This window comes from Sphingopyxis italica (assembly GCF_011926545.1).
Lineage (GTDB): Bacteria > Pseudomonadota > Alphaproteobacteria > Sphingomonadales > Sphingomonadaceae > Sphingopyxis > Sphingopyxis italica.
Genome location: NZ_JAATIT010000003.1, coordinates 369,861 through 392,082, shown reverse-complemented (window position 1 = coordinate 392,082; position 22,222 = coordinate 369,861). Strand labels below are relative to the sequence as shown.

The following is a 22,222-nucleotide window of genomic DNA, read 5'->3' as shown; positions in this document are numbered from 1 at the left end:
AAATGTCGCTGATGCAGCTATTCCTTCACCTGATGTTCGATACGTCCTTTTCCGATCAGGGCCGCCCGTCCGTTCACCGCCGCCGCAAGAGAGACGAGCGCGGTTTCACCCTGACCGAACTGATGGTCGTCATCTTCATCATCGGCCTGCTCGCGACGGTGGTGATGATCAACGTCCTGCCGAGCCAGGACCGCGCGATGGTGACCAAGGCGAGGGCCGATATTTCGACGCTCGAAAATGCGCTCGAACAATATCGGCTCGACAATCTGGTCTATCCGGCCTCCACCGACGGGCTGAACGCGCTTACCACCGCGCCGCCTGCACTCGCCCAGCCCGAACGCTATCGCCGCGGCGGCTATATCAAGAAACTGCCCGCCGATCCGTGGGGGCGCCCCTATAATTATCAGGCACCGGGGCCGAACGGAAAGGCGTTCGACGTCTGGTCGCTCGGCGCCGATGGTGCCCCCGGCGGGACCGACGACAATGCGGATATTCGCAGCGACGCCTGAGGCGCGCCCGCGTCCTCGCGCCAACGGCTTCACCCTCGTCGAACTGATGGTCGTGCTCGCGATCATGGCGCTCGCCGCGACCGCGGTCGTGCTGACCATGCCGGGCGAGGAACGCACGGTGCGCAGCGAAGCCGACCGGCTGGCGGCACGCCTCGCCGCCGCGCGCGATGTCGCGGTGATCGAGGGACGCAGCGTCGCGGTCAATTTCGCGCCGTCGGGCTATGGGTTCGAACGGCGAATTGCGGGCGAATGGCAGCCGCTTCCGGGCCGCGCCTTCGAACAGCGGAGTTGGCCGGGTAACGTCCGTTTCGCGGCCGGTGACGGGCGCGGCGCCGCGCGCCTGCTCTTCGACCGCGTCGGCACCAGTCCGACGCCGCAAGCCGTCGTGCTCGCCGGCGGCGACGCGCGTGAGGTCGTGCGCGTTTCCGCGACCGGAGAGGTCAGCCGTGGGCGCTGAGCGCGAAGCCGGGTTCACGCTGCTTGAGATGCTGGTAGCACTCAGCGTCATCAGCATCGCCGCGCTCGCGCTCATCCGCCTCGACGCCTTTGCGGTTCGCACCGCGGGCGACCTCGATGAAAGCACGATGGCGGGCATCGTCGCGCAGAACCGCGCGGTCGAGCTGTGGACCGATCCCGCACCGCCGACGATCGGCAGCAGCGCGATCGGCGTCGCCAACGCCGGGCGCAACTGGCGCGTCGAACAGCGCGTCGCCAGAACCGCCGACGACGCGCTATTGCGCATCGATCTGCTCGTGCGGCCCGAAAGCGGGCGCGGGCAGGCGGCGCTGACGATCATCCGGCCGTCGCGATGAAAGGCGAACGCGGCTTCACCCTCGTCGAGATGCTTGTGGCGCTCTCCATCTTCGCGGCGATCGCCGCGATGGGGGTCGGCCTTTTGCGCAGCAGCGTCGATACGCAGGATGCGGTGCAGGAACGGCTGAAGGCGATGGGCGGCATCAACCGGCTGCGCGCGGTTATGGCGAACGATCTGGCGCAGGCCGTTCAGCGCCCGACGCGCGGCCCGGCAGGGGAAGCCGTTCCCGCCTTCATCGGGTCGTCGAACGGCTTTGCCTTCGTTCACGGCGGCGCGGGCGCGCTCGACGGCAGCTCGCGTCCGAATGTCGAGCGCGTCGGCTATGCGCTCGTCGGAGGCGAGTGGCGCCGGGCGATACAGCCGATGCTCGACGGAACCGCGCTCGGCGACGGCGACCGGCTGGTGGATGAGGTTGCGGCGGTCGCGGTGCGTTATCGCGACGAACGGGGCGATTGGAGCGAAAGCTGGACGTCGGAGCCGGGCGACCGGTTGCCGCGCGCGGTCGAGGTGCGGCTGACGCGCACCGGGCGCGAGCCGCTGACGATGGCGTTCCTGACCGCCCCGACGCTGTTGCCGCCGCCGCCCGTCGCCGGGGTGCCGGCGCCATGAAGCGCCAGAGCAGGGATGAACGCGGCGCGGCGCTGCTCAGCGTGTTGCTGCTCGTCGCGGTGATGGCGGTGATCGCCGCGACCGCGCTCGACCGCCTGACGCTGGCGACGCGCATCGCGGGAAGCGCGGCGACGGTCGATCAGGGACGCGCCTATACCTTTGCCGCCGAACAGATCGCGCTGCGCCGCGTCGCCGATCTCGTCGGGCGCGATCCTGCAAAGCTGACGCTGGCCGGCAATTGGCTGGGCCGCGATTTCACGCTGCCGCTGTCCGGCGGCGAGGGGCGGGCGAAGCTCAGCGATGCGAACAACTGCTTCAACCTCAACAGCCTGGTTGCCGAAACGGTGCCGGGACGGTTCAGCCAGCGGGCCGGCGCGATGCGCCAATTCGGCGAATTGATGACCTTGCTCGGGATCGACCCGGGCGAGGCGCAGGCGATCGCGGGCGCGGCGGCCGACTGGATCGACAGCGACAGCAATGAAGGGCGGCTGGGGGCGGAAGACAATGTCTATCGATCGATGCAAGGCGCCTATCTGCCCGCCAACCGCAAGATGGCCGATGTCAGCGAACTTCGCGCGGTGCGCGGGGTCACCCCGAAAATCTACGCGCGGCTCAGGCCCTGGCTCTGCGTGCTCCCTGTGACCGATCCGGTGAAGCTGAACGTCAACACGCTGGCGCCCGAACAGGCGCCGCTGGTCGCGATGCTGCTGCCCGGCGAGATCGGTATCGCCGACGCGCGGGCGGTGCTGGCGGCGCGCCCCGCTGGCGGCTATGGCAGCAGCGTACGATTCTGGGGGGCGCGTCCGTTCGCAGGACGCAAGCCGCCAAGTGATGTTGCCGAACAGGCGGGCGTGACCAGCCGCTGGCTCGCGCTGACGACGAATGTGACGATGGGGGACGGTTTCTTGACCGCAGTTTCGCTGATTGATGCCAATGGCGGGGCGCCGTCCGCCGGTATGGCGTCGCCGGTCATCGTGCGCCGCGATTGGGGCGAGAGCGACTGACATGGCTTGCACGCTGCTTCTCTGGCTGCCCTCGATGGCGGCGCTGGGCGAGGAAAATGCGCCGCATCCCGCGTGGCTGCGCATCGATGACGGGGTGATCGTCGATTCGGGGCAGGACGACGGCTGGGTCGGTGCGTGGGAGAAGCCGCAGGACGACAGCGCCGACGACCGGCTGGTCGCACTGGCGCCCGCGGCCGATGTGCCGCTGCGCTGGCTTCGTTATCCCGACGCCGCACCCGCGCAAGCCGCCGCCGCGGCGCGCATCGATGCGCTGAAGGATAGTCTTGGCGATGCGGCCTTGCTGCATGTCGTCACCGGTCAGCCGGCGGGGGAGGGGCAGGCCGTTCCGGTCGCGGTCACCACCCACGCCGCGATGGCCGCGTGGACCGACTGGCTGAAGGCGCGCGATCTGATGCCCGCCGCCATCCTTCCCGCTGCCGCCGCGGTGCCCCCACCCGAACCGGGCACGCTATGGACCGCCGACGTTGGCGGCGAGCAGATCGTGCGTAGCGCCGACCGCGCCTATCGCTCGGATCTCGAACTCGACGCGCTGATCGCGGGTAGCCATGACATCGCCCCGCTCGACCCCGACCGGATGCGCGAGGCACTGCTGCTGACCCTCGCCGCGCCGCCGCTCGACCTGCTCAGTGGTGGGTGGAAACCCAAGCGGAGTTGGGCGGCCGACCCGGCGCTGCTGCGGATGGCGAAGCGGCTGTTGGTCGCGCTTGTCGTCGTGAGCGTGCTGATCCCCATTATCTATGCGGTGCGGCTGACCTCCGACACGGGACGAGCCGATGAAGCGGTCGTGGCGATGGCGAAGAAGGCGGGGGTGACGGCAGGCGACGCCACCGCGGCCGAAGCCGAAATCGACCGCCGTCTTGCGGCCGCCGGCGGTGGGCCGCTTGCCTTCTCGGTCCCCGCTTCGGCGCTCTACGACGCGATGGGCGATGCGCCCGGCGTATCGCTCAAGACGCTGTCGCATCGCACCGACGGAACGCTGACGACGACGCTCGCCGCGCCGCGCGTCGAAGATATCAATCAAGTGCTGCTCGCGCTGCAGGCGCGCGGCTATCGCATTACCGCGCAGCCGATGGCGGGCAGCGACGGTCAGCAGATGGCCAATGTGACGATCCGGGCGGTGCCATGACCGACAAGTTCAAAAATTGGTGGAGCGGCCTGTCGCAACGCGAACGCTGGCTCGTCGGCGTTGCCGGTGCGCTCGCGCTTGGCGTGTTGGTCTGGGGTTTCGCCCGGCCGGCGGTCGCGGCGTTCATCGATCTCGAAAGCCGGCATCGTGCCGCGATCGAGCGCGAGGGCCGCGTCAAGGCCAAGGTGCAATTGCTCGGCCGGACCCCCGCGAAATCGGTTGCGGCGGCGGTCGATGCGGTCGCGATCGACCAATATCTTGCGCAATCGGCGGGCGAGATCGGGCTGACGCTCGACCGCAACGAGGCGCGGGGCGCGGGGAAGGCGACGATCGCCATTGCCGCTGCCAAGGCGCCGGTGCTGGTCGACTGGCTCGCTTCGCTCGAGGGGCAGGGCTTCGTTGTCGATCAATTGACCATCACCCCCGCCGCCGACGGCACCGTCGGGCTGACCGCGGAACTTCGGAAGGGCGGCCAATGATCGCGCGCAGACGGTGGATCATCGCCGGGGCAGTGCTCGCGCTGCTCCTCCTCCTTGCGACCTTTCCGATGCGGCTTGCGCTCGCCTGGTCGGGCGCAACCGATGCGGGCGTGACCGCGCGCGAGGTTCGCGGTTCCATATGGTCGGGCGAACTCGTCGAAGCGCGACTCGGCGCCTTGCCGCTCGGCACCGTGCGCGCGAGCCTTTCGCCGCTCGCGCTTCTCGGCGGGAGCGTCGAACTGGCTTTCTCGCGCACCGACGAACGGCTCGGGGCGCTGGCGGGACGCCTCTATGGCAGCGATCCGCGCGGCGTGTCCAATGTCAGCGGTACGACGTCGATGGCGGGCGGACTGGGCGCCGTCCCCGTGGACAGGATCAGCTTCGAAGGCGCGACGGTGCGCTTCGACGACGCGGGCAAATGCGTCGTCGCCGGTGGCCGGATCCGGCTCGTGGTCAGCGCGCCGATCGCGGGGCTCGATCTGTCGCGCGGCCTGTCGGGCCCGCTCAGCTGCGCGAACGGACGCGCGCAGGCGGCGCTCGCCAGCCAGTCGGGAATGGAACGGCTGACGCTGTCGTTCGACGGCAGCGGCGCCTATCGCGCGCAATTCGCGATCAATGTCGACCGCGACCCGGCTATGGCAGCGGCGCTCGCGGCACTGGGGTTCAAGGCGGGCTCGGGCGGGTTCGTGCTGGCGACCACGGGCCGCTTCTGACGTGAGCTTCCTCGATGCCTTGCCCTTCGGCATGGGCATCGCCCTTGCCGCGCTCGTGGGACTGATCCTCGGCAGCTTCATCGCGACGCTGGTGCTGCGCTGGCCCGCAGGCCGGTCGGTGCTGGGACGATCGCAGTGCGACGCGTGCGGACGGCCGCTCGGCGTGCTCGATCTCATCCCGTTGCTCTCGGCGCTCGCCGCGCGGGGGCGCTGCCGGACCTGCGGCGCACCGATCGATCGCTTTCATTCATTTGTCGAGGCGAGCTCGGCGCTGATCGGCATGATCGCGCTGGCCCTGATGCCCGGCACGGCGGGCTGGCTATGGGCGCTATTTGGCTGGTTACTGTTGCCGCTTTTGTTGCTCGACGCGCGGCATTTCTGGTTGCCCGACCGGCTCAGCGCGCTGCTGGCGGTCGCGGGACTGCTGTTCGCGGGGCCCCTGTTCGATGCTGCCCTGCTCGATCGCTGGATCGGCGCGATTGCGGGGGGGGCCGCGCTCGCGTTTCTGGCTTGGGCCTACCGGCGGACGCGCGGTGCCGACGGCATGGGCGGCGGCGACCCCAAGCTCGTCGCGGCGATCGGCTGCTGGACCGGGTGGCAGGCCTTGCCGCTGCTGCTGCTCCTCGCCAGCATCGGGGGGATCGGTTGGGCATTGTCCGTGCAGCGAAAAGGGGACCGGTCGCTCGCCGAGCGACGGGTCCCCTTCGGTGTCTTCCTCTGCGCCGCGGCGTTTGCCGCGGTGCCGATCTGGTGGGTTCTGTTCCCCTAACGTGGAGCGGGCCGGTGCCGCCTCCGCCGTCGGGCGGAGAAACGCCTTACTGGCCGATAACGACGGTCACCGCACGGCGGTTCTTGGCATAGGCTGCTTCGGTCGAGCCGAGTTCGGCCGGACGTTCCTTGCCATAGCTGATGACGTTGATGCGGCCCGGGTTGATGCCGAGCGATGCCAGATAATTTTTCGCGGCATTGGCGCGGCGTTCGCCGAGGGCGATATTGTAATCGCGGGTGCCGCGTTCGTCGGCGTGGCCTTCGAGCGTGACGCGGACCGCAGGGTTGCGCTGCAACCACTGCGCCTGGCTTTGCAAAGTCGCCTGATCCTGCGCATCGACGTTATACTGGTCATAATCGAAGAAAACGCGGTCGCCCTCCAGACCGACATTGGCGAGGAAATCTTCTTGCGAGCCCGGGATCACGCCGGTGCCGGTTCCGGCGCCCGGATCGGTTCCGGTGCCTTCGGGGGCGGGGGGCAGCGTGTCAGGAGCCTTTTTCGCGCAGGCGCCAACAGCAAGCATGGTGATCGCCGCGATCATCGCGGTGCTTTTCCGTATCGTCATGTTTTCTGTCCTCTTGTTGTTGTTGGGAAATCATTCTGCGGGCAAAAAGAACCGGCCGGACGCGATATTTGAACCCGAGCCGGGCGTTTTGGTTCCGCTTTGCTCAAGGCAGGACCGGACCCCAGCTCGGATCCGATCCGTCCTGCGGGGTCGGCAGGCGGCGCAGGTTCACCCCGGTCAGGTCGACCTGCCACAGGCTCGATTTGCCTTCGCGTCCGCGCGTGGTGCGGAAAAACTGGATGACGCGGCCGTTCGGCGACCAGGTCGGCGCTTCGTCCTGCCAGCTGTTGGTCAGCAAGCGCACGCCCCCGCCCGACGGGGTCATCACGCCGATGCGGAATTCGCCGCCGCCCATACGGGTAAAGGCGATGAGGTCGCCGCGCGGCGACCATTCGGGCGTCGCGGCGCGGCCGCCCCCAAAGCTGATCCGCTGCTGGTTCGACCCGTCGATGTTCATCACATAGATTTGCTGGCCGCCCGACCGGTCGCTTTCGAACACGATCTTCCTGCCGTCGGGAGAGAAGCTGCCGCCGACGTCGATCCCCGCCGTGGTCGTCAGCCGCACCGGCGTGCCGCCGTTCGCCGAGATGCGATAGATGTCGGTGTTGCCGTTCACGGCCATCGAATAGAGGATTTGGGTGCCGTCGGGCGACCAGCGCGGGGCGAAGGTGGCGTTGCTGCTTTCGGTTACCAGCTTCTGCGATCCCGCGGCGACGTCGTAGATGAAGACGCGGACGCGGTTGTTCAAATAGCTGACGTAGACGATCTTCTTGTAATCGGGTGAGAAGCGCGGGCTGATCGCAAGCGCCTGGCCGTTGGTGATGAAGCGGTGGTTGCCACCGTCCGAATCCATGATCGCGAGGCGCTTGATGCGATTCCCCTTGGGGCCGCTCTCGGCGATATAGGCGACGCGGCTGTCGAAGAAGGGCGCTTCGCCCGACAGGCGCGAATAGATGGCGTCGGCGCATTTGTGCGCGGCGCGGCGCCAGTCGGCGGGCTGAATTTCGAATCCCTTGCGCACCAGCTCGCTGCCGAGCGCGGTGTCGTAGAGATAACAGCCGACGATCAGGCTGCCGTTCGACCCGGCATCGACGAAGCCGTGGACGACATTTTCGGCGCCGCGCGCCTGCCATTCGGCGAAGCGCGGCGCCTGCACCTCGGCGCGGGTGATCGCGCGGACGCCGTTCGGGCCGATCGGCTCGTACAAGCCGCTGCGTTCGAGGTCGGCGGCGATGACTTCGGCGATCTGGCGGCCCAGACTGTCGGTGCGAAGCCCCGCGACGGTCTGTACCGACGCGGTGGCGAGCGGCGGGATGCCGATGACCGTGCGCTCCTGCGACAGCGTGCCCTCGATCGTCTCGCGCGGCGTGGTGGTCGGCGTGACCGCGGGCGGGGTCGGAGCGGTCTGAGCGAAGACCGGTGCGGTGGTCAGCAGTAGCGCGAGCGAAAGGCTGAGCGGACGGAGAAACATGTCTCTTACCTCTTGATGAAATCGAGCGTGTAATTCTGCCAGAAGCTGTAATTATCTTCGGGCAGATCGAAGGGGGCGGCGAGTTCCACCGCGCGTTTCGCGCATTCCTGATGGCGCGGAATCTGGAATTTATTGCTGTCGGTCTCGCCCGACGTGGTGACGCCGGTAAAGCCGGCGAGCGCACCCGACGGCGTCAGACGAAACTTCACGACGGTCTTGAGCTGGTCGACGTCGACCCCCGAAACGCGGCAGCCGTTCCAGCGCGGGAGGACCGCCGATTTGATGCTGACGTCGATCGAGCGGCGCACCTCGGCCGCCGTCGCCGCGGCGGGTGCGCCTTTGCTCGACGGTGATTTGGGCTGCGATTTCGAAAGGCCTTCGGCGATGCCGTCGAGCCGGCCGGTCGGGCGCGCGGGGCGGTCCTTGGCCGGCGGCGCCTTGGGCGCGGCCTTGGGCTGCGCCTTTTTCGCGGCAGGGCGCTGCTTCGGCGGCGCCTGTTTCGAGCGTGCTACCTGCTTGGGCGTCGGAGCGGGGGTCGGCCGCACCACGGGGTCGGGAAGCGGTGGTGCTGGCACCGGCTCGGGCGAGGTGATGTCGACGTCATCCTCTTCGCCCAGCCGTGCGGCGGGCGGGGTTTCGCTGATCACCGGCGCGGTCGATCGCACCGCGGTTTCGGCGATCAGGTCGACTTCCATCGGTGGATTGTCGAATCGGCGTTCGCCTGCGGTCCACTGGATCGACAGCAGGCCGATGATGACGACATGCGCCGCCACCGCGACAGCAAAGCCGCGTCCCTCATTCCCCCCGACTGCCCGTTGTTCGGCCATCGTCCTAACCTAGAGCCCCGTTTCTGAACCGTCGGTGACCGCTGTGGCGGCCGGCGCGGCGTTGGCGCCGGTGGTGACCAGCGAAATCCGCGTCAGGCCGGCGCGGTTGAGCTCGCCCATCACGCGCATCACGCGGCCGTAATCGAGCCCCTTGTCGGCGCGCAGCATGATCTGGCGCGGCCGATCCTCGCCCTCATTCGCGCGCGCGATCGCATCGAGCCGCGCCGGCAGCTCGGCTTCGGGCACCACCTCTTCGCCGATATAGAGCGTATCGTCGGCCCCGACCGACAGCTGGATCGGCTCCTGATCTTCGGTCTCGACCGGCTTTGCCCGGCTTTCGGGCAGGTCGATCGGTACCGCGGCGGTGAGCAGCGGCGCGGTGATCATGAAGATGATCAGCAGCACCAGCATCACGTCGACGAGCGGGGTGACGTTGATTTCGGCCATCGGCGCACGGCGCGCGCCGCGGCCGCGTCGGCCGCCGATGCCGCCCGAAGGTCCGGACATCGCCATCAGGCTTCGACCTCCAGTTCGCGGCTGAAGGTCGCGTGCAGTCCGTCGGCGAAGCGGCCGAGGCGCGATTCGAGCCGGTTCAGGCGCTGCGAAAAGCTGTTATAGGCGATGACGGCGGGAATCGCCGCGAACAGGCCGATCGCGGTCGCGAACAGCGCTTCGGCGATACCGGGGGCGACGACGGCGAGGCTGCTGTTATTTTCTGCCGCGATCGCGGTGAAGCTGCGCATGATGCCCCAGACGGTGCCGAACAGGCCGACGAAGGGCGCGACCGAACCGATCGTCGCCAGCGTCCCGATCTTTTCGGCGAGCCGATCGACTTCGCCCGCGACCGCGCTGTTCATCGCGATGCCTAGCCGCTCGCGCGTCCCGTCGCGATCGACGATCTTGCCCTTGGTCGAGCGACGCCATTCGCCGATCCCGGCGCTCAGCACCTTCGCGCTCGGCAGATCCTCGTCGCTATTCTTGTCGAAGAATTTGTCGATATTGTCGGCGCGCCAGAAATCACGCTCGAAGCGTTCGGACGCGCTCATCAGCTTGCTGACGCCGCGGCCGTGCGTGAAGATCACCATCCAGACATAGATCGACGCGAGCAGAAGGCCGATCATCACCGCCTTCACGATGATGTCCGCCTGGATGAACAGCGCGACGGGGGACAGGGTCGCCGCGTCGGCGGCCAGCGAGATATTGTCTAGCAAGGGAAAGTCTCTCCATTCATAATGGCGGTAAATCGATCGGCCCAACCCGCGGGCTGGCGGCGCGGCCGGCCCCCGGGCGACAGAAAGGCTGCGGTGACTTGCGCGTCGGTCAGTATCACGGGCGTCAATGTCTCGCCGCTTAACGTATCACTTCCGCGAAGGATGCGCTGCGCTATGATAACGCTCGCGCCGCGTACCGCCTCGACGGTGCTGACGACGAGCAGGTCGTCGTCGAGCTTCGCGGGGCTACGGTATTTGATGGCGAGGTCGGTGACCGCCCACGCGCCTTCGCCCACCTCCATCGCCGCGCGCTGGTCGATGCCGGCCAAGCGCAGCATGTCGGACCGCGCGCGTTCCATATAGCGCAGATAATTGGCGTGATAGACGATGCCGGACAGGTCGGTGTCCTCGAAATAGACGCGCGCCCGGAAATGATGCTCGGCCCCGACGAAGGCGCCGGGAACAAAGGGGGACGGGGCGTTTACCATTGTCCCGATCGATAGCCTCGCAACGACTCATCGCAAACCCCCCTTGAACATTTGGTCGCAGATCGGGGCCGGTTGGTGGAATGAAAGCCGCGGAAAATCGCCTATTTCGCCTGATCGAAAAGTCCGTCCTGCGAACCCGCGGGCGGGTTGAGGCCCAGATGCTTCCATGCACTGGCGTTGAGCATGCGTCCGCGCGCGGTTCGCGCGATCAACCCGGCCTGGAGCAGATAGGGTTCGATCACATCCTCGATCGTGTCGCGCGGTTCGCTGAGGCCCGCCGCGAGCGTTTCCACCCCGACCGGGCCGCCGCGATAGATGTCGGCGATCATGGTGAGGTAACGGCGATCCATCGCATCGAGGCCGAGCGCATCGACTTCGAGCCGGTTGAGCGCCGCGTCGGCCGCCTTCGCATCGACGATCGCGTGACCCGCAACCGTTGCGAAATCGCGAACGCGGCGGAGCAGCCGCCCGGCGATGCGCGGGGTGCCGCGCGCGCGGCGGGCGATTTCCAGCGCGCCGTCGGGCGCGATCGGCAGCGACAGCAGGCGCGCTGCACGCGAAATCACCTGTTCGAGTTCGGCGTGCGTATAGAAATTGAGCCGCACCGGGATGCCGAAGCGGTCGCGCAGCGGGGTCGTCAGCAGGCCTTGCCGCGTCGTCGCGCCGACGAGGGTGAATTTTGGCAGGTCGATCCGCACCGAACGCGCCGACGGCCCCTCGCCGATCATGATGTCGAGCGCGCGATCCTCCATCGCCGGATAGAGGATTTCCTCGACCGCGGGCGACAGCCGGTGAATCTCGTCGATGAACAGCACATCGCCGTCTTCCAGATTGGTGAGCAGCGCCGCGAGGTCGCCCGCCTTCGCGATCACCGGGCCGCTGGTCGACCGAAACCCGACGCCGAGTTCCTTGGCGACGATCTGCGCCAGCGTCGTCTTGCCGAGACCCGGGGGGCCATAGAAGAGCACATGATCGAGCGCGTCCGCCCGCGCCTTCGCCGCCTCGATAAAGATGCGCAGATTCTCGCGCGCCGCCGCCTGCCCGACGAATTCGGCGAGCGACCTCGGCCGCAACGCCGCGTCGGCGTCCTCGGGGGTGCGGATGGGGGTGGTCAGGTCGGTCACGCCGTCGCCTTATCCATAAATCTCGTCATGCCGCCAGCTAATCACTGCGCGGTCCCGGAATCGATGTACGAACGCGGGTCGTATCGCCGCCACAACCATAGCAAATGCGGGTCGGCCAGAAGGAATGTCGTGCGCTCTCCAACTCGAAGCCGCTGGGCGGTATTCGGTCGAAGACCGATTGCCCGCATTGGGGACATCCCTTCGACGCCAGGCGCCGCCCGAGATATTCGAAAAATTCCGATGTGTCGTATTCTGCACGGCGCCAGACCGGCCCGCTGTCGCCGATCAACCCGCCAACCACAAGACACACGAGAGCCAGCTGGAAGTCGATGCTATCGACCGGGCTGCCAACTGCATACAGGAATCCGACAATTATCATGGGGATGCCCAAAAGGCCCAACAGGCGCATGGCAAGCCAGACATAATATGGCGGGCGTACCGATGCGGTGGCCGGCTCAGTCATAATGTTCGACCCGCTCGCCGCTGATTGAAACCCAAGGTTCCTTGCGGTCCTCATACACCGAATAGCCGGGCACGAAGCCGTGTCCGGGCTCGAAATTGCCGAGCGGTATCGCATAGGCGTCATGATAGGGCCGCGCCCGGTACCAGACGCCCGAGCCGCAGGTGCCGCAGAAAAAGAAGTCGGCGGTATTGCCGCTGGCGCCGGTATATTGCCACATCTTCGCTTTCGCTTCGCCCTCGATGCGGACCTGTTCGGCCGGGAAGCGGACCTGCGCGGCAAAGGCGCTGCCGCTCTGTGCCTTGCATTCGCGGCAGTGGCAGGCCGACACGCGGATCGGCTCGCCGGTGCAGGCGATGCAGATCTGGCCGCAGCGACAGGTGGCGCGGCGGGTTAGGGTGGTCACTTCGCGGCTTTCTTGAGCGCGATGCGGACGAGTGCGTCAAGGCTGGCGCCCGCACCCAACTCCCCGTTCGCGGCCGCGACCGCGGCGCTCGCTTCGCCGGGTTTGAAGCCGAGGCCGGTGAGCGCGGCGACGGCGTCGCCGAGCGGGCCGGTGGTCGCGGACAGGGCTGGACCCGAACCCGCGATCCCTCCCAGCGCGCCGGCCTTGTCCTTCAACTCATGCGTGATCCGCTGCGCGAGCTTCGGCCCGACGCCGTTGGCGCGCGCGATCATCGCGCTGTCGCCGCTGGCGAGGGCGCGTTGCAGGTCGCCGATTTCGAGCGCCGAGAGGATCGCGAGCGCGACCTTCGCGCCGACGCCTTGCACGCTGGTGAGCAGGCGGAACCAGTCACGCTCCTCGGCCTTGGCAAAGCCAAGCAGGCGCAGGAAATCCTCGCCGACGAGCATTTCGGTGTGGATGACGACCTCGCCGCCGACCGGGCCGAGTGCGTCGAGCGTGCGCGCCGATGCCTCGACCAGATAACCGACGCCGCCGACGTCGATCACCGCATGGCCTGCGGTGCTGCTGTCGAGCCGTCCGGTGAGTTTGGCGATCATGCGGTTTCCAACATCCGTTCGGGCTGAGCTTATCGAAGCCCGGTCCTTCCCCTTTTGTTCTCCTTAAGAGAAGAACGGCCCTTCGACAAGCTCAGGGCGAACGGCGTGGGGATTTAGACCTTGGGCCGATGGTTCGCATGGCAGATCGCGACCGCGAGCGCATCGGCCGCGTCGGCACCCGCGACCTTTGCGCCGGGAAGCAGCACGCGCAGCATCGCCTGCACCTGTTCCTTCGCCGCGCCGCCGGTGCCTACGATCGCTTTCTTGACCAGCCGCGGCGCATATTCGGTGACCGCCAGCCCGCCGCGCGCGCAGCCAAGCAGGACAACGCCGCGCGCGTGCGCGAGCTTCAGCGTCGATTGCGGATTGTCGTTGACGAACACTTCCTCGACCGCCGCACATGCCGGTGCATGATCGGCGATCACCGCCGCCAGTACGGTGTCAAGATGGGCGAGCCGGTCGGGCAGGGAAGTCTTTGCGTCGGTCTTCACCTGCCCATTGGCGATATGGCTGATCCGGCTGCCCTCGACGCGGATGACGCCCCAGCCGGTGCAGGTCAGCGAGGGATCGAGGCCGAGGATGATCATATCGTTCCGTTCGTGTCGGGCGAAGTCGAGACACCTTGAAAGCATGCGCCGACGATGGGCATCTCGACTTCGCTCGATGCGAACGGGTTCTGGCTGTTAGCCAAGCTTTTCCATCACCGCGTCGGGGATTTCGTAATTGCCCCATACGGTCTGGACGTCGTCGTCGTCGTCGAGCGTATCGATCAGCTTGAACAGCGTTTGCGCGGTCGCTTCGTCGGCGACTTCGCTCTTCAGCGTCGGGCGCCAGGCGAGCTTTACGCCCTCGGCTTCGCCGAGCTTGGTTTCGAGCGCCTTGGCGACTTCGTGGAGGCTGTCGACGCTGGTCCAGATGTCGTGGCCGTCCTCGGACGATTCGACATCGTCGGCGCCGGCGTCGAGCGCGGCTTCAAACACTGTGTCGGCGTCACCCGCCTCGGCGGCGTAGCTGATCATGCCCAGGCGGTCGAAGCCATGCGAAACGCTGCCGCTGGTGCCGAGGTTGCCGCCATTCTTGCTGAACGCCGTGCGGACGTTGGTCGCGGTGCGGTTGCGGTTGTCGGTCAGTGCCTCGACGATCAGCGACACGCCGCCGGGGCCATAGCCTTCGTAGCGGATTTCCTCGTAATTATCGCCTTCGCCGCCCGCGGCCTTGTCGATCGAACGCTGGATATTATCCTTCGGCACCGACTGCGCCTTGGCGGCGTTGATCGCCGCACGCAGGCGCGCGTTCGCGTCGGGATCGGGCAGGCCCATTTTCGCCGCGACGGTGATTTCCCGCGAAAGCTTGGAAAACAGCGAGCTGCGCTTTTTGTCCTGCGCACCCTTGCGGTGCATGATGTTCTTGAATTTGCTATGGCCGGCCATGGCTCTCTTCTTTGCGGCTGGGAGGAACTGGAGGCGCGCTTACATCAGGACCTAATGTCAAAGCAACCGCTGCCACCACCCGACATCGCGCCAGCCGCCCATTTTCCAACCGACGTCGCGGTAGATTCCGATCGGAGCGAAGCCCATTGCCTCATGCAAGCCGATGCTGGCGTCATTCGGCAGGGCAATTCCGGCGAAGACGGCGTGGACATTGCGATCCTTCAGAATCGGAAACAGCGCCTCGTAAAGCTGCCGCCCAATTCCCGCCCGCGCGAAAGCCGCATCGAGGTTGATCGCGACATCCGCCGAGGTCGCATAGGCTTCGCGCGCGCGGTGAGGGGAGCCATAGGCATATCCCGCCATTTTGCCTTCGACCTCCGCGACCAGCCAGCCATGGCTGGTCCCGTAATCCGCTATCCGGCGCGCCATTTCCGCCGTACCAGGCGGATCGCGTTCGAAACTGACCCAGGTGTCCGTGACATAGGGTGCGTAAATCTCGGCACATCGCGCGGAATCGGCTGACGCCGCCGGGCGGATGTCGGCGCTCACCCCAGCGTCACCGCCGTTCCCGACGCGCTGACCATCAGCATCGAGCCGTTCTGGCCGAGCACTTCATAGTCGAGGTCGACGCCGACGACGGCATTGCCGCCGAGGCGCGCGGCTTCGGCTTCCATCTCCGCGATCGCTTCCTTGCGCGCGCGGGCGAGCACATCCTCATATTTCCCCGAGCGGCCGCCGACGATGTCGGTGATCGACGCGAACAAATCGCGGAACAGATTGGCGCCGACGATCACCTCGCCGGTGACGATGCCCAGATATTCGCGGACCGGACGGCCCTCGACATTATTGGTGGTGGTGCTGAACATCGTCACTCTCCTGATGCTTGTGCGGGTTGGCTTCAGTCGATTCCGAGCGCCGATTTATAGACGTCGAGAATCGCTTCCATTTCCTTGCGGTCGTGGACCGGCAATTTGCGAAGGCGCACGATCTGGCGCATGATTTTCGGGTCGTAACCCTGCGATTTCGATTCATTATAGGTGTCGCGGATATCGTCGGCGATGCCCTTCTTCTCTTCTTCCAGACGCTCGATGCGCTCGATGAAAAGACGCAGCTGGTCGTCGGACACGGTGGCTTCGCTCATTTTATACTCCGCTCAGATTGGATGATTGCGTGGCGAGAATCGCCTCGGCGTCCGATTAGCGGCGTCAGGGATTCTTGGCCATGCTTTCTTCCATCCGCGCGAGCTGTTCGGGAGTGGCCGCAACATGGAAGCGCGCTTTCCATTCGGCGGTCGGCATGCCGTGGACGATCGCGCGGCCGGTTTCCTTATCCATCTCGCCCGCTTCCGCGATCCAGTCGCCCAGACAGTTGCGGCAAAATCCCGCGAGGCCCATCAGGTCGATGTTCGCCGCGTCGCTGCGATGCCGGAGCAGGCGGACGAGGTGGCGGAACGCCGCGGCCGCGACGGCATCGTCGAGGCTGTCGAGGGCGTCGTTGCCGGTCGTCTGATCGTCGCTGCAGGACATGGTTTCTCCTTTGTATGATGAATAGCTATACGGTTGTTGCCTTGGCCGCATCAAGGCGGCATTGCCCTAGCGTCGCAGACCCCACCCCACGTCATCGGAGCATTTGTGGTTCAGAGCTTTACCCCCCGCCAGCGCAAGGTCCGCATCCTGGCGACCCTTGGCCCCGCCAGCGCCAATGCCGAGATGATCGCGCAGCTGCACCGCGCCGGTGCCGATGCCTTTCGCGTCAATATGAGCCACGGCGATCATGCCGGCCATGCGAAGGTGATCGCGGCGATCCGCGCGCTCGAAAAGGACACTGGGCGCCCGACGACGATCCTCGTCGATCTGCAGGGGCCGAAGCTGCGCGTCGGCACGTTCAAGGACGGCCCCGCCGAACTGGTGAAGGGCAAGCCCTTCATACTCGATGCCGACAAGACGCCGGGCGATGCGACGCGCGTCCACTTGCCGCACCCGGAATTGTTCGCGGCGGCCGAGCCCGATACCCGCCTGCTGATCGACGATGGCAAGCTGGTGCTGCGGGTAAAGAGCGTGGCGCCCGACCGGATCGAAACGATCGTCGAGGTCGGCGGCAAGATTTCGGATCGCAAGGGTGTCAATGTTCCCGACGTCGTCGTGCCGCTCGCCGCGCTGACCGAAAAGGACCGCAAGGACCTGGCCTTCGCGCTCGAACAGCATGTCGACTGGATCGCGCTGTCGTTCGTTCAGCGCCCCGAGGACGTCGCCGAGGCGCGGCGGCTGATCGGCGGCAAGGCGGCCTTGCTCGTGAAGTTCGAAAAGCCGTCGGGGGTGCAGCGGATCGAGGAAATCCTCGAACTCGCCGATGCGGCGATGGTCGCGCGCGGCGACCTCGGCGTCGAACTCCCCCCTGAGGCGGTGCCGCCGCTTCAGAAAAAGATCGTCGCGACCGCGCGGCGGATGGGCAAGCCCGTCGTCGTTGCGACGCAGATGCTCGAATCGATGATCGTCTCGCCGTCGCCGACGCGCGCCGAAGTCAGCGATGTTGCCACGGCGGTGTACGACGGGGCCGACGCGATCATGCTGTCGGCCGAAACCGCGGCGGGCGCGTGGCCGGTGGAAGCTGTCACGATGATGGACTCGATCGCGCGCTCGGTCGAAAGCGATCCCGACTATTACCGCCGCCTGCACTTCACCGAGACGGTGCCCGACGCGACGACCGCCGATGCGCTGGCCGAGGCCGCGGGCAGCATCATCGCGACGATCGCCGCCGATGCGATCATCTGTTTCACCGCGTCGGGTTCGACCGCGCGCCGCGTCGCGCGCGAACGGCCGGGCGCACCGCTGCTGGTGCTGACGCCGAAGAAGGAAGCCGCGCGGCGCATGGGATTGCTGTGGGGCGCGCATGCGGTGCCGACGAAGGATATCGGCAGCTTTGAAGAGATGATCGCCAAGGGCAAGCGCATGGCGCTGCGCCACGGCATCTGCAAGGCGGGCGCGAAGCTGGTGATGATGGCGGGGGTTCCGTTCGGCACGCCGGGGTCGACCAATGTGCTGCATGTGGCGACGCTGACTGGCGACGAGCTGCGCGGATACAGCTGATCCGATTCAAATCGGCACAAAAGCTACCGGACGATTCACAAAATTTTCGGCGTGATTCAGATCGGGACGCTTAAAAATGGTAAATGGACTTTGCACCATTGACGCCGCGCGGCATAGTTGGTGCAAGCAGCGCGTCGGACCCGCGTCGGGGGGCTCCGCATCGCAAGTCCGGAGGTTTTTTCCGCGTGTCCGCACCGTTTCGTTTTCCGCGCTTTTTCGTCACGAGTCCGGCGCCTTGTCCCTATCTGGCGGGCAAGACCGAACGCAAGGTGTTTACGGAACTCAGCGGTAATAGTGCGAACGAGCTGAACGATGCGCTCGGCCGCATCGGGTTCCGGCGCAGCCAGTCGGTCGCCTATCGCCCGAGCTGCGCCGATTGCTCGGCATGCGTATCGGTGCGCGTCTGCGCGAGCGAATTCGTCCCCAGCAATTCGCAGAAGCGCAATTTGCGCCGCAACGGCGACCTCGTCGCCACCGCGTGCAAGCCGTGGGCGACCGAGGAGCAATATGCGCTGCTCCGCTCCTATCTGGCCTCGCGCCATCCCGATGGCGGCATGGCCGACATGGACGAACAGGATTTCGCCGACATGGTCGAGCAGACCCCGGTCGACAGCTATATGATCGAATATCGCGAGCCCGCGGCGGATGGCGGCAAGGGGCGGCTCGTCGGCTGCTGCCTGACCGATCGGCAGGGCGACGGGCTATCGATGATCTACAGCTTCTTCGACGCGGGCCACCCGATGCGCGAAGGGCTCGGCACCTATATCATCGCCGACCATGTCCAGCGCGCGGCGAATGCCGGGCTGCCTTATGTCTATCTCGGTTACTGGATCGAAGGCTCGGCGCGCATGGCCTACAAGGCGCGCTTCCGCCCGCTCGAAAAGCTCGGCCCCGACGGCTGGTCGCGGTTCGAGCCGACGCAGTCCGAGCGTATCGCCGCGATATTCGAACTCGCCTGACCGCCCGCCTGTCGGACCATTTGCGAACGTCTCGCAGCAGCGGAAATCTCCGTCTCTTCCGGTTGACCTTTTCCCGCTTTCAAGGGCATAGCCTTGCACCCAGGACATAAGTCCGGGTCGCATCCGTAATTGCGTCGCTTGGGGGCAAGCGATTGGGGGGAATGGGATGCCCGTGCGCATATTTACCAGCAGCTTGATCGCGGCCGATCGCTTCGGCTGCGGACGCGCGCGCGCATGAGCGAGGCGGTCAAAGTCGCGATTATCGGTTCGGGGCCCGCGGGCCTCAGCGCCGCATCGCGCGCCGGCCAACTCGGGCTCAGCCATATCCTGCTCGAAAAGACCGACCATCTGTCGGACACCATCTTCAAATATCAGAAGGGCAAGCGCGTGCTCGCGACGCCCGAGCGGCTCGACCTCCGGTCCGACTGCCGCTTTGCCGAGGGCGCGCGCGAATCTATCCTTGGCAATTGGGACGAGGATGCCGCGAACAACAAGGTGAATGTCGCCCATTACACCGATGTTACCGAAGTGACGGGCCAGAAGGGCGCGTTCGTGATCAAGACCGCCAAGGGCGACATCTTTCACGCCGAGAATATCGTGCTGGCGATCGGCACGCAGGGCAATCCGAACCGGCTGCGCTGCGAAGGATATGACCTGCCGCACATCATCTATCAGGTCGACGATCCCGAGGATTTCAAGGACAGGCATATCACCGTCGTCGGATCGGGCGACGCGGGGATCGAGAATGCGCTCGGCGTCGCCGAGGAGGCGCTCGAAAACAGGGTGACGATCCTCAATCGGTCGAAGGATTTCGCGCGCGCCAAGGCGAAGAATGTCTCCGACATGATGGAGGCGGGCGAGAATGGCTTCATGTCGATCCGCACCGAGACGCAGCCGAAGAAGGTCGAGCCCGGCTGGCTGACGCTCGAAACCCCGAACGGCGACGAGAAGATCGCGTGCGACGTCATCGTCGCGCGGCTGGGGTCGGTCGCGCCGCGCGGCTTCGTCGAATCGATGGGGATCGAATTCACAGGCCCTGACCGCGAGGCCTTTCCCAAACTGTCGCCGACCTTTGAATCGACCGTCCCGGGCATCTTCGTGATCGGCGCGCTCGCGGGTTATCCGCTGATCAAGCATTGCATGAACCAGGGCTATGACGTCGTCGAGTTCATCAATGGCAATGCGGGGCTGACTCCGGCGGACGAGAAGGACCTGGCAGCGATTTTCGAGGATCTGCCGCAGCAGAAACCGGTCAGCGAATGGCTCGAATATCTGCGCACGCGCGTCAGCATCTTCGCCGATGTGTCGCCGCTGCAGATGCGCGAGTTCATGCTCGATTCGAAGGTCGCCTTTTATCGCGAGGGCGATGTCGTGTTCGAAAAGGGCGATCCGGGGTCGTCGCTCTTTGCGATCGCCGACGGTTTTGCCGAGGTCGAGGTCGGCCCCGGCATTGTGGTGCCGATCGAGCAGGGATCGATCTTCGGCGAGGTCGGGCTGATATCGGGCCGCAAACGCGGCGCGACGATCCGCGCGGGTGCGGACGGCATATTCGTCGAAGTGTCGCGCACCGCGGCGCTGAAGCTGATGGCATCGGTTCCGGGCGCCAAGCGCGCGATCAACCGCATCTCGCTCGAACGGCAATTGCTCCAGATCTTCAAGGGCGGGCTGACGGTGGAGGACCTCGGCCCCGTCGTCGATACCGCCGAGGTCGAGCGCGTTCCTGCGGGCAAGGTGGTGCTGACCGAAGGCGAACAGGGCGACGATGTCTATGTCATCCGGTCGGGGTCGATGATCGTCGAGAAGGATATTGGCGGCAAGCCGATCTTTCTCCGCTACCTTCCCGCAGGCAGTTTTTTCGGCGAAATGGGTGTGCTGAGCGGGCATCCTCGCAACGCCACGGTCAAGGCCGCGGTCGGCGCCGAGCTGATCAAGCTGACCGGCGAAAGCTTCCGCAAGATGCTCGCCGCGCGTCCGCAGGTGCGCGAGGCGACCGAAGCCGCGGTCGCCGAGCGCGCGGCGATGAACAGCTTTATCGAATCGCGCAAGGCCAGCTATTCGAGCGCGGTCGATCTTTATTCGGACACCGCGAGCTTCATCATGAAGGAGGGGCTGGGCGAGGCGACCGACGCGCTGCTGATCGACGAGAATCTGTGCGTCGGCTGCGACAATTGCGAAAAGGCGTGCGCCGACAGCCATGAAGGCCTGTCGCGGCTCGACCGCGAGGCGGGGAAGACCTTTGCCCATCTGCACGTTCCGACGAGCTGCCGCCACTGCGAGCATCCGCATTGTATGGCGGACTGCCCCCCGAACGTGATCCACCGCGGCCCCGATGGCGAAGTGTTCATGGAGCCGGGCTGCATCGGTTGCGGCAACTGCATGCGCAACTGTCCTTATGGCGTGATTCGCATGGAGGCTGCGCCGCCCGAGAAGCCGAGCTTGCTGCGCTGGCTGCTTACGGGTTTCGGCCCCGGTCCGGGCGAGCCTTCACCCAAATGGACCAAGAAAAAATTGGGCGACGAAAAGCCCAAGAAAATCGCGGTGAAGTGCGACATGTGCAAAGGCATTTCGGGTGGCCCCGCGTGCGTCCGCGCCTGTCCGACCGGCGCCGCGATCCGCGTCTCGCCCGAGGAATTTCTGTCGATCGCGCGGCTCGACGAGGACACCGACTGATGGCGACGCTTTTCCGGCGGCGTCGCAGCAAGGCGACCCAGACCGAGCGTGTTCGCGAGCGGCGGCACGAGGGTTTCCTGCGCTATGCGGGTTTCCGCTGGGCCAAGATTTCCGGCGGGCTGTGCCTGCTCATCATCCTGTCCTATGCGTTGGTCGACGTGACGCCGCGGCATAATGGCGGTAGCTGGTACGGCTATACGCTCGGCACGATCGGCGCGCTCCTGATCCTCTGGCTCACTGCACTCGGCTATCGCAAGCGCAAGATGACGAGCGACCACTGGTCGCTGAAAGCGTGGACCTCGGCGCATGTCTATCTGGGGCTCAGCCTGATCGTGATCGGCACTTGGCACACGGGCTTCCAGCTCGGCTGGAACGTCCACACGCTGGCGTGGGCGCTGATGATGCTGGTGATCCTGTCGGGGCTTTACGGCATCATCGTCTATGCGACATTGCCGCAGGCGCTGTCGAACAATCGCGAGCAGATGACGCAGATGCAGATGCTTGAGGCGATCCGCGCCTTCGACCGGCAGCTGCACAGCGCGGCGCAGCCGCTGACGCCCGAAGATACGGCACCGGTGCTTGCGGCGCTGGACGAAGATCCGTTCGCGGGTGGGATCGTCGCGCGGCTTCGCGGGCGCTATCCGAACTGTGCCACGGCGGCGGCGCTGCGCGCACTCAGCCTGCCCCGCAGCAGCGATGCCGCGGCGCGCGAGAAGGTCGTCGGACTGCTCAAGCAGAAGGAGGCGGCGCTTGCGCGGCTGCGCAAGCATCTGCGCATCCGCGGGCTGCTCGAAATCTGGCTCTATGCGCATGTGCCGCTGACCTTTGCTCTGATCGCGGCGCTGTCGGCGCACATCATCAGCGTCTTTTTCTATTGGTGAGGCG

The 22,222-nt window shown here is 66.2% G+C and carries 29 protein-coding genes; 13 read left to right on the top strand and 16 right to left on the bottom strand.

The features are described from left to right. Nucleotides 1-32: 32 nt before the first annotated feature. From gspG to GGR90_RS13065, 9 genes are read left to right on the top strand one after another with little or no spacing between them, the layout of a single operon-like run. Entirely contained in the window at nt 33-509 is a 477-nt protein-coding gene (gene gspG, locus GGR90_RS13105; protein ID WP_167922145.1) for a type II secretion system major pseudopilin GspG, read from the top strand. After that, the gene (locus GGR90_RS13100; RefSeq protein WP_167921895.1) at nt 484-966 is read left to right on the top strand and encodes a GspH/FimT family pseudopilin; all 483 of its coding nucleotides are present in this window, start codon (nt 484-486) and stop codon (nt 964-966) included. The genes gspG and GGR90_RS13100 overlap by 26 nt, the downstream gene beginning before the upstream one ends. Beyond that, nucleotides 956-1,321: a type II secretion system minor pseudopilin GspI gene (gene gspI / locus GGR90_RS13095; RefSeq protein ID WP_342449938.1), complete on the top strand. Its 366-nt coding sequence runs from the start codon at nt 956-958 to the stop codon at nt 1,319-1,321. Before GGR90_RS13100 ends, gspI begins: the two co-directional genes overlap by 11 nt. After that, nucleotides 1,318-1,932, top strand: a complete 615-nt coding sequence (gspJ, locus tag GGR90_RS13090) for a type II secretion system minor pseudopilin GspJ (protein ID WP_167921894.1) — start codon at nt 1,318-1,320, stop codon at nt 1,930-1,932. Before gspI ends, gspJ begins: the two co-directional genes overlap by 4 nt. After that, nucleotides 1,929-2,936, top strand: coding sequence for a type II secretion system minor pseudopilin GspK (gene gspK, locus GGR90_RS13085; protein WP_167921893.1), 1,008 nt, complete (start codon nt 1,929-1,931; stop codon nt 2,934-2,936). The genes gspJ and gspK overlap by 4 nt, the downstream gene beginning before the upstream one ends. A gap of 1 nt (nt 2,937) precedes the next feature. Further along, nucleotides 2,938-4,083, top strand: coding sequence for a type II secretion system protein GspL (gene gspL / locus GGR90_RS13080; RefSeq protein WP_167921892.1), 1,146 nt, complete (start codon nt 2,938-2,940; stop codon nt 4,081-4,083). Then, a complete protein-coding gene (gspM, locus tag GGR90_RS13075) occupies nt 4,080-4,562 on the top strand; it encodes a type II secretion system protein GspM (protein WP_167921891.1) in 483 nt (160 codons plus the stop codon). Before gspL ends, gspM begins: the two co-directional genes overlap by 4 nt. Next, the gene (gene gspN / locus GGR90_RS13070; RefSeq protein ID WP_167921890.1) at nt 4,559-5,275 is read left to right on the top strand and encodes a type II secretion system protein N; all 717 of its coding nucleotides are present in this window, start codon (nt 4,559-4,561) and stop codon (nt 5,273-5,275) included. The genes gspM and gspN overlap by 4 nt, the downstream gene beginning before the upstream one ends. 31 nt (nt 5,276-5,306) lie before the next feature. Further along, nucleotides 5,307-6,044 (top strand): prepilin peptidase, encoded by a 738-nt coding sequence (locus tag GGR90_RS13065; RefSeq protein WP_167922143.1) that lies wholly within the window; start codon nt 5,307-5,309, stop codon nt 6,042-6,044. Between the two features lie 46 nt (nt 6,045-6,090). Here the strand turns inward: GGR90_RS13065 and pal are convergent, their stop codons facing one another. From pal to GGR90_RS12985, 16 genes are all read right to left on the bottom strand, one after another. Continuing rightward, nucleotides 6,091-6,609 (bottom strand): peptidoglycan-associated lipoprotein Pal, encoded by a 519-nt coding sequence (pal, locus tag GGR90_RS13060; RefSeq protein WP_209023743.1) that lies wholly within the window; start codon nt 6,607-6,609, stop codon nt 6,091-6,093. Between the two features lie 103 nt (nt 6,610-6,712). Further along, nucleotides 6,713-8,080 carry a Tol-Pal system beta propeller repeat protein TolB gene (tolB, locus tag GGR90_RS13055; RefSeq protein ID WP_167921889.1) on the bottom strand — a complete coding sequence of 456 codons (1,368 nt, stop codon included), beginning with the start codon at nt 8,078-8,080 and terminating at the stop codon, nt 6,713-6,715. 5 nt (nt 8,081-8,085) lie between these two features. After that, a complete protein-coding gene (locus tag GGR90_RS13050; RefSeq protein WP_167921888.1) occupies nt 8,086-8,907 on the bottom strand; it encodes a hypothetical protein in 822 nt (273 codons plus the stop codon). Between the two features lie 9 nt (nt 8,908-8,916). Continuing rightward, on the bottom strand, nt 8,917-9,420 hold the full coding sequence (gene tolR / locus GGR90_RS13045) for a protein TolR (protein ID WP_167921887.1): 504 nt from the start codon (nt 9,418-9,420) through the stop codon (nt 8,917-8,919). Continuing rightward, nucleotides 9,420-10,118, bottom strand: a complete 699-nt coding sequence (gene tolQ / locus GGR90_RS13040) for a protein TolQ (protein ID WP_167921886.1) — start codon at nt 10,116-10,118, stop codon at nt 9,420-9,422. The genes tolR and tolQ overlap by 1 nt, the downstream gene beginning before the upstream one ends. Next, nucleotides 10,112-10,606 (bottom strand): YbgC/FadM family acyl-CoA thioesterase, encoded by a 495-nt coding sequence (locus tag GGR90_RS13035; RefSeq protein ID WP_167921885.1) that lies wholly within the window; start codon nt 10,604-10,606, stop codon nt 10,112-10,114. The genes tolQ and GGR90_RS13035 overlap by 7 nt, the downstream gene beginning before the upstream one ends. Nucleotides 10,607-10,707: 101 nt before the next feature. Continuing rightward, a complete protein-coding gene (ruvB, locus tag GGR90_RS13030; RefSeq protein ID WP_167921884.1) occupies nt 10,708-11,730 on the bottom strand; it encodes a Holliday junction branch migration DNA helicase RuvB in 1,023 nt (340 codons plus the stop codon). 37 nt (nt 11,731-11,767) lie between these two features. Then, nucleotides 11,768-12,109 carry a hypothetical protein gene (locus GGR90_RS13025; RefSeq protein ID WP_167921883.1) on the bottom strand — a complete coding sequence of 114 codons (342 nt, stop codon included), beginning with the start codon at nt 12,107-12,109 and terminating at the stop codon, nt 11,768-11,770. A gap of 76 nt (nt 12,110-12,185) precedes the next feature. Continuing rightward, the gene (locus GGR90_RS13020) at nt 12,186-12,596 is read right to left on the bottom strand and encodes a GFA family protein (protein ID WP_167921882.1); all 411 of its coding nucleotides are present in this window, start codon (nt 12,594-12,596) and stop codon (nt 12,186-12,188) included. Continuing rightward, nucleotides 12,593-13,192 (bottom strand): Holliday junction branch migration protein RuvA, encoded by a 600-nt coding sequence (ruvA, locus tag GGR90_RS13015; protein WP_167921881.1) that lies wholly within the window; start codon nt 13,190-13,192, stop codon nt 12,593-12,595. Before ruvA ends, GGR90_RS13020 begins: the two co-directional genes overlap by 4 nt. A 113-nt stretch (nt 13,193-13,305) precedes the next feature. Further along, nucleotides 13,306-13,779: a crossover junction endodeoxyribonuclease RuvC gene (ruvC, locus tag GGR90_RS13010; RefSeq protein ID WP_167921880.1), complete on the bottom strand. Its 474-nt coding sequence runs from the start codon at nt 13,777-13,779 to the stop codon at nt 13,306-13,308. A 96-nt stretch (nt 13,780-13,875) separates the two neighbouring features. After that, the gene (locus GGR90_RS13005) at nt 13,876-14,622 is read right to left on the bottom strand and encodes a YebC/PmpR family DNA-binding transcriptional regulator (protein ID WP_167921879.1); all 747 of its coding nucleotides are present in this window, start codon (nt 14,620-14,622) and stop codon (nt 13,876-13,878) included. A gap of 57 nt (nt 14,623-14,679) precedes the next feature. Further along, on the bottom strand, nt 14,680-15,171 hold the full coding sequence (locus GGR90_RS13000; RefSeq protein WP_167921878.1) for an arsinothricin resistance N-acetyltransferase ArsN1 family B: 492 nt from the start codon (nt 15,169-15,171) through the stop codon (nt 14,680-14,682). Beyond that, nucleotides 15,168-15,488 (bottom strand): heavy metal-binding domain-containing protein, encoded by a 321-nt coding sequence (locus tag GGR90_RS12995; RefSeq protein ID WP_167921877.1) that lies wholly within the window; start codon nt 15,486-15,488, stop codon nt 15,168-15,170. Before GGR90_RS12995 ends, GGR90_RS13000 begins: the two co-directional genes overlap by 4 nt. A 32-nt stretch (nt 15,489-15,520) precedes the next feature. After that, the gene (locus GGR90_RS12990) at nt 15,521-15,763 is read right to left on the bottom strand and encodes a DUF2312 domain-containing protein (protein ID WP_167921876.1); all 243 of its coding nucleotides are present in this window, start codon (nt 15,761-15,763) and stop codon (nt 15,521-15,523) included. Nucleotides 15,764-15,827: 64 nt separating this feature from the next. Further along, entirely contained in the window at nt 15,828-16,148 is a 321-nt protein-coding gene (locus tag GGR90_RS12985) for a DUF1244 domain-containing protein (protein ID WP_167921875.1), read from the bottom strand. 105 nt (nt 16,149-16,253) lie between these two features. On the opposite strand from GGR90_RS12985, the gene pyk reads away from it, so the two are divergent. From pyk to GGR90_RS12965, 4 genes are all read left to right on the top strand, one after another. After that, the gene (gene pyk, locus GGR90_RS12980) at nt 16,254-17,708 is read left to right on the top strand and encodes a pyruvate kinase (RefSeq protein ID WP_167921874.1); all 1,455 of its coding nucleotides are present in this window, start codon (nt 16,254-16,256) and stop codon (nt 17,706-17,708) included. A gap of 185 nt (nt 17,709-17,893) precedes the next feature. Continuing rightward, nucleotides 17,894-18,667, top strand: a complete 774-nt coding sequence (locus tag GGR90_RS12975) for an arginyltransferase (protein WP_167921873.1) — start codon at nt 17,894-17,896, stop codon at nt 18,665-18,667. A 234-nt stretch (nt 18,668-18,901) separates the two neighbouring features. Beyond that, nucleotides 18,902-21,337 (top strand): cyclic nucleotide-binding domain-containing protein, encoded by a 2,436-nt coding sequence (locus tag GGR90_RS12970; RefSeq protein WP_167921872.1) that lies wholly within the window; start codon nt 18,902-18,904, stop codon nt 21,335-21,337. Further along, nucleotides 21,337-22,218 carry a hypothetical protein gene (locus GGR90_RS12965; protein ID WP_167921871.1) on the top strand — a complete coding sequence of 294 codons (882 nt, stop codon included), beginning with the start codon at nt 21,337-21,339 and terminating at the stop codon, nt 22,216-22,218. The genes GGR90_RS12970 and GGR90_RS12965 overlap by 1 nt, the downstream gene beginning before the upstream one ends. The last annotated feature ends 4 nt before the right edge of the window (nt 22,219-22,222 follow it).

Bases quoted from the DNA above. Each gene is read 5' to 3' on its own strand.
- gspG (WP_167922145.1), top strand. From the start codon at position 33: ATGTTCGATACGTCCTTTTCCGATCAGGGCCGCCCGTCCGTTCACCGC.
- GGR90_RS13100 (WP_167921895.1), top strand. From the start codon at position 484: ATGCGGATATTCGCAGCGACGCCTGAGGCGCGCCCGCGTCCTCGCGCC.
- gspJ (WP_167921894.1), top strand. From the start codon at position 1,318: ATGAAAGGCGAACGCGGCTTCACCCTCGTCGAGATGCTTGTGGCGCTC.
- gspK (WP_167921893.1), top strand. From the start codon at position 1,929: ATGAAGCGCCAGAGCAGGGATGAACGCGGCGCGGCGCTGCTCAGCGTG.
- gspL (WP_167921892.1), top strand. From the start codon at position 2,938: ATGGCTTGCACGCTGCTTCTCTGGCTGCCCTCGATGGCGGCGCTGGGC.
- gspM (WP_167921891.1), top strand. From the start codon at position 4,080: ATGACCGACAAGTTCAAAAATTGGTGGAGCGGCCTGTCGCAACGCGAA.
- gspN (WP_167921890.1), top strand. From the start codon at position 4,559: ATGATCGCGCGCAGACGGTGGATCATCGCCGGGGCAGTGCTCGCGCTG.
- GGR90_RS13065 (WP_167922143.1), top strand. From the start codon at position 5,307: ATGGGCATCGCCCTTGCCGCGCTCGTGGGACTGATCCTCGGCAGCTTC.
- pal (WP_209023743.1), bottom strand. From the start codon at position 6,609: ATGACGATACGGAAAAGCACCGCGATGATCGCGGCGATCACCATGCTT.
- tolB (WP_167921889.1), bottom strand. From the start codon at position 8,080: ATGTTTCTCCGTCCGCTCAGCCTTTCGCTCGCGCTACTGCTGACCACC.
- GGR90_RS13050 (WP_167921888.1), bottom strand. From the start codon at position 8,907: ATGGCCGAACAACGGGCAGTCGGGGGGAATGAGGGACGCGGCTTTGCT.
- tolR (WP_167921887.1), bottom strand. From the start codon at position 9,420: ATGGCGATGTCCGGACCTTCGGGCGGCATCGGCGGCCGACGCGGCCGC.
- GGR90_RS13035 (WP_167921885.1), bottom strand. From the start codon at position 10,606: ATGGTAAACGCCCCGTCCCCCTTTGTTCCCGGCGCCTTCGTCGGGGCC.
- GGR90_RS13025 (WP_167921883.1), bottom strand. From the start codon at position 12,109: ATGATAATTGTCGGATTCCTGTATGCAGTTGGCAGCCCGGTCGATAGC.
- ruvA (WP_167921881.1), bottom strand. From the start codon at position 13,192: ATGATCGCCAAACTCACCGGACGGCTCGACAGCAGCACCGCAGGCCAT.
- ruvC (WP_167921880.1), bottom strand. From the start codon at position 13,779: ATGATCATCCTCGGCCTCGATCCCTCGCTGACCTGCACCGGCTGGGGC.
- GGR90_RS13005 (WP_167921879.1), bottom strand. From the start codon at position 14,622: ATGGCCGGCCATAGCAAATTCAAGAACATCATGCACCGCAAGGGTGCG.
- GGR90_RS12995 (WP_167921877.1), bottom strand. From the start codon at position 15,488: ATGTTCAGCACCACCACCAATAATGTCGAGGGCCGTCCGGTCCGCGAA.
- GGR90_RS12990 (WP_167921876.1), bottom strand. From the start codon at position 15,763: ATGAGCGAAGCCACCGTGTCCGACGACCAGCTGCGTCTTTTCATCGAG.
- GGR90_RS12985 (WP_167921875.1), bottom strand. From the start codon at position 16,148: ATGTCCTGCAGCGACGATCAGACGACCGGCAACGACGCCCTCGACAGC.
- GGR90_RS12970 (WP_167921872.1), top strand. From the start codon at position 18,902: ATGAGCGAGGCGGTCAAAGTCGCGATTATCGGTTCGGGGCCCGCGGGC.
- GGR90_RS12965 (WP_167921871.1), top strand. From the start codon at position 21,337: ATGGCGACGCTTTTCCGGCGGCGTCGCAGCAAGGCGACCCAGACCGAG.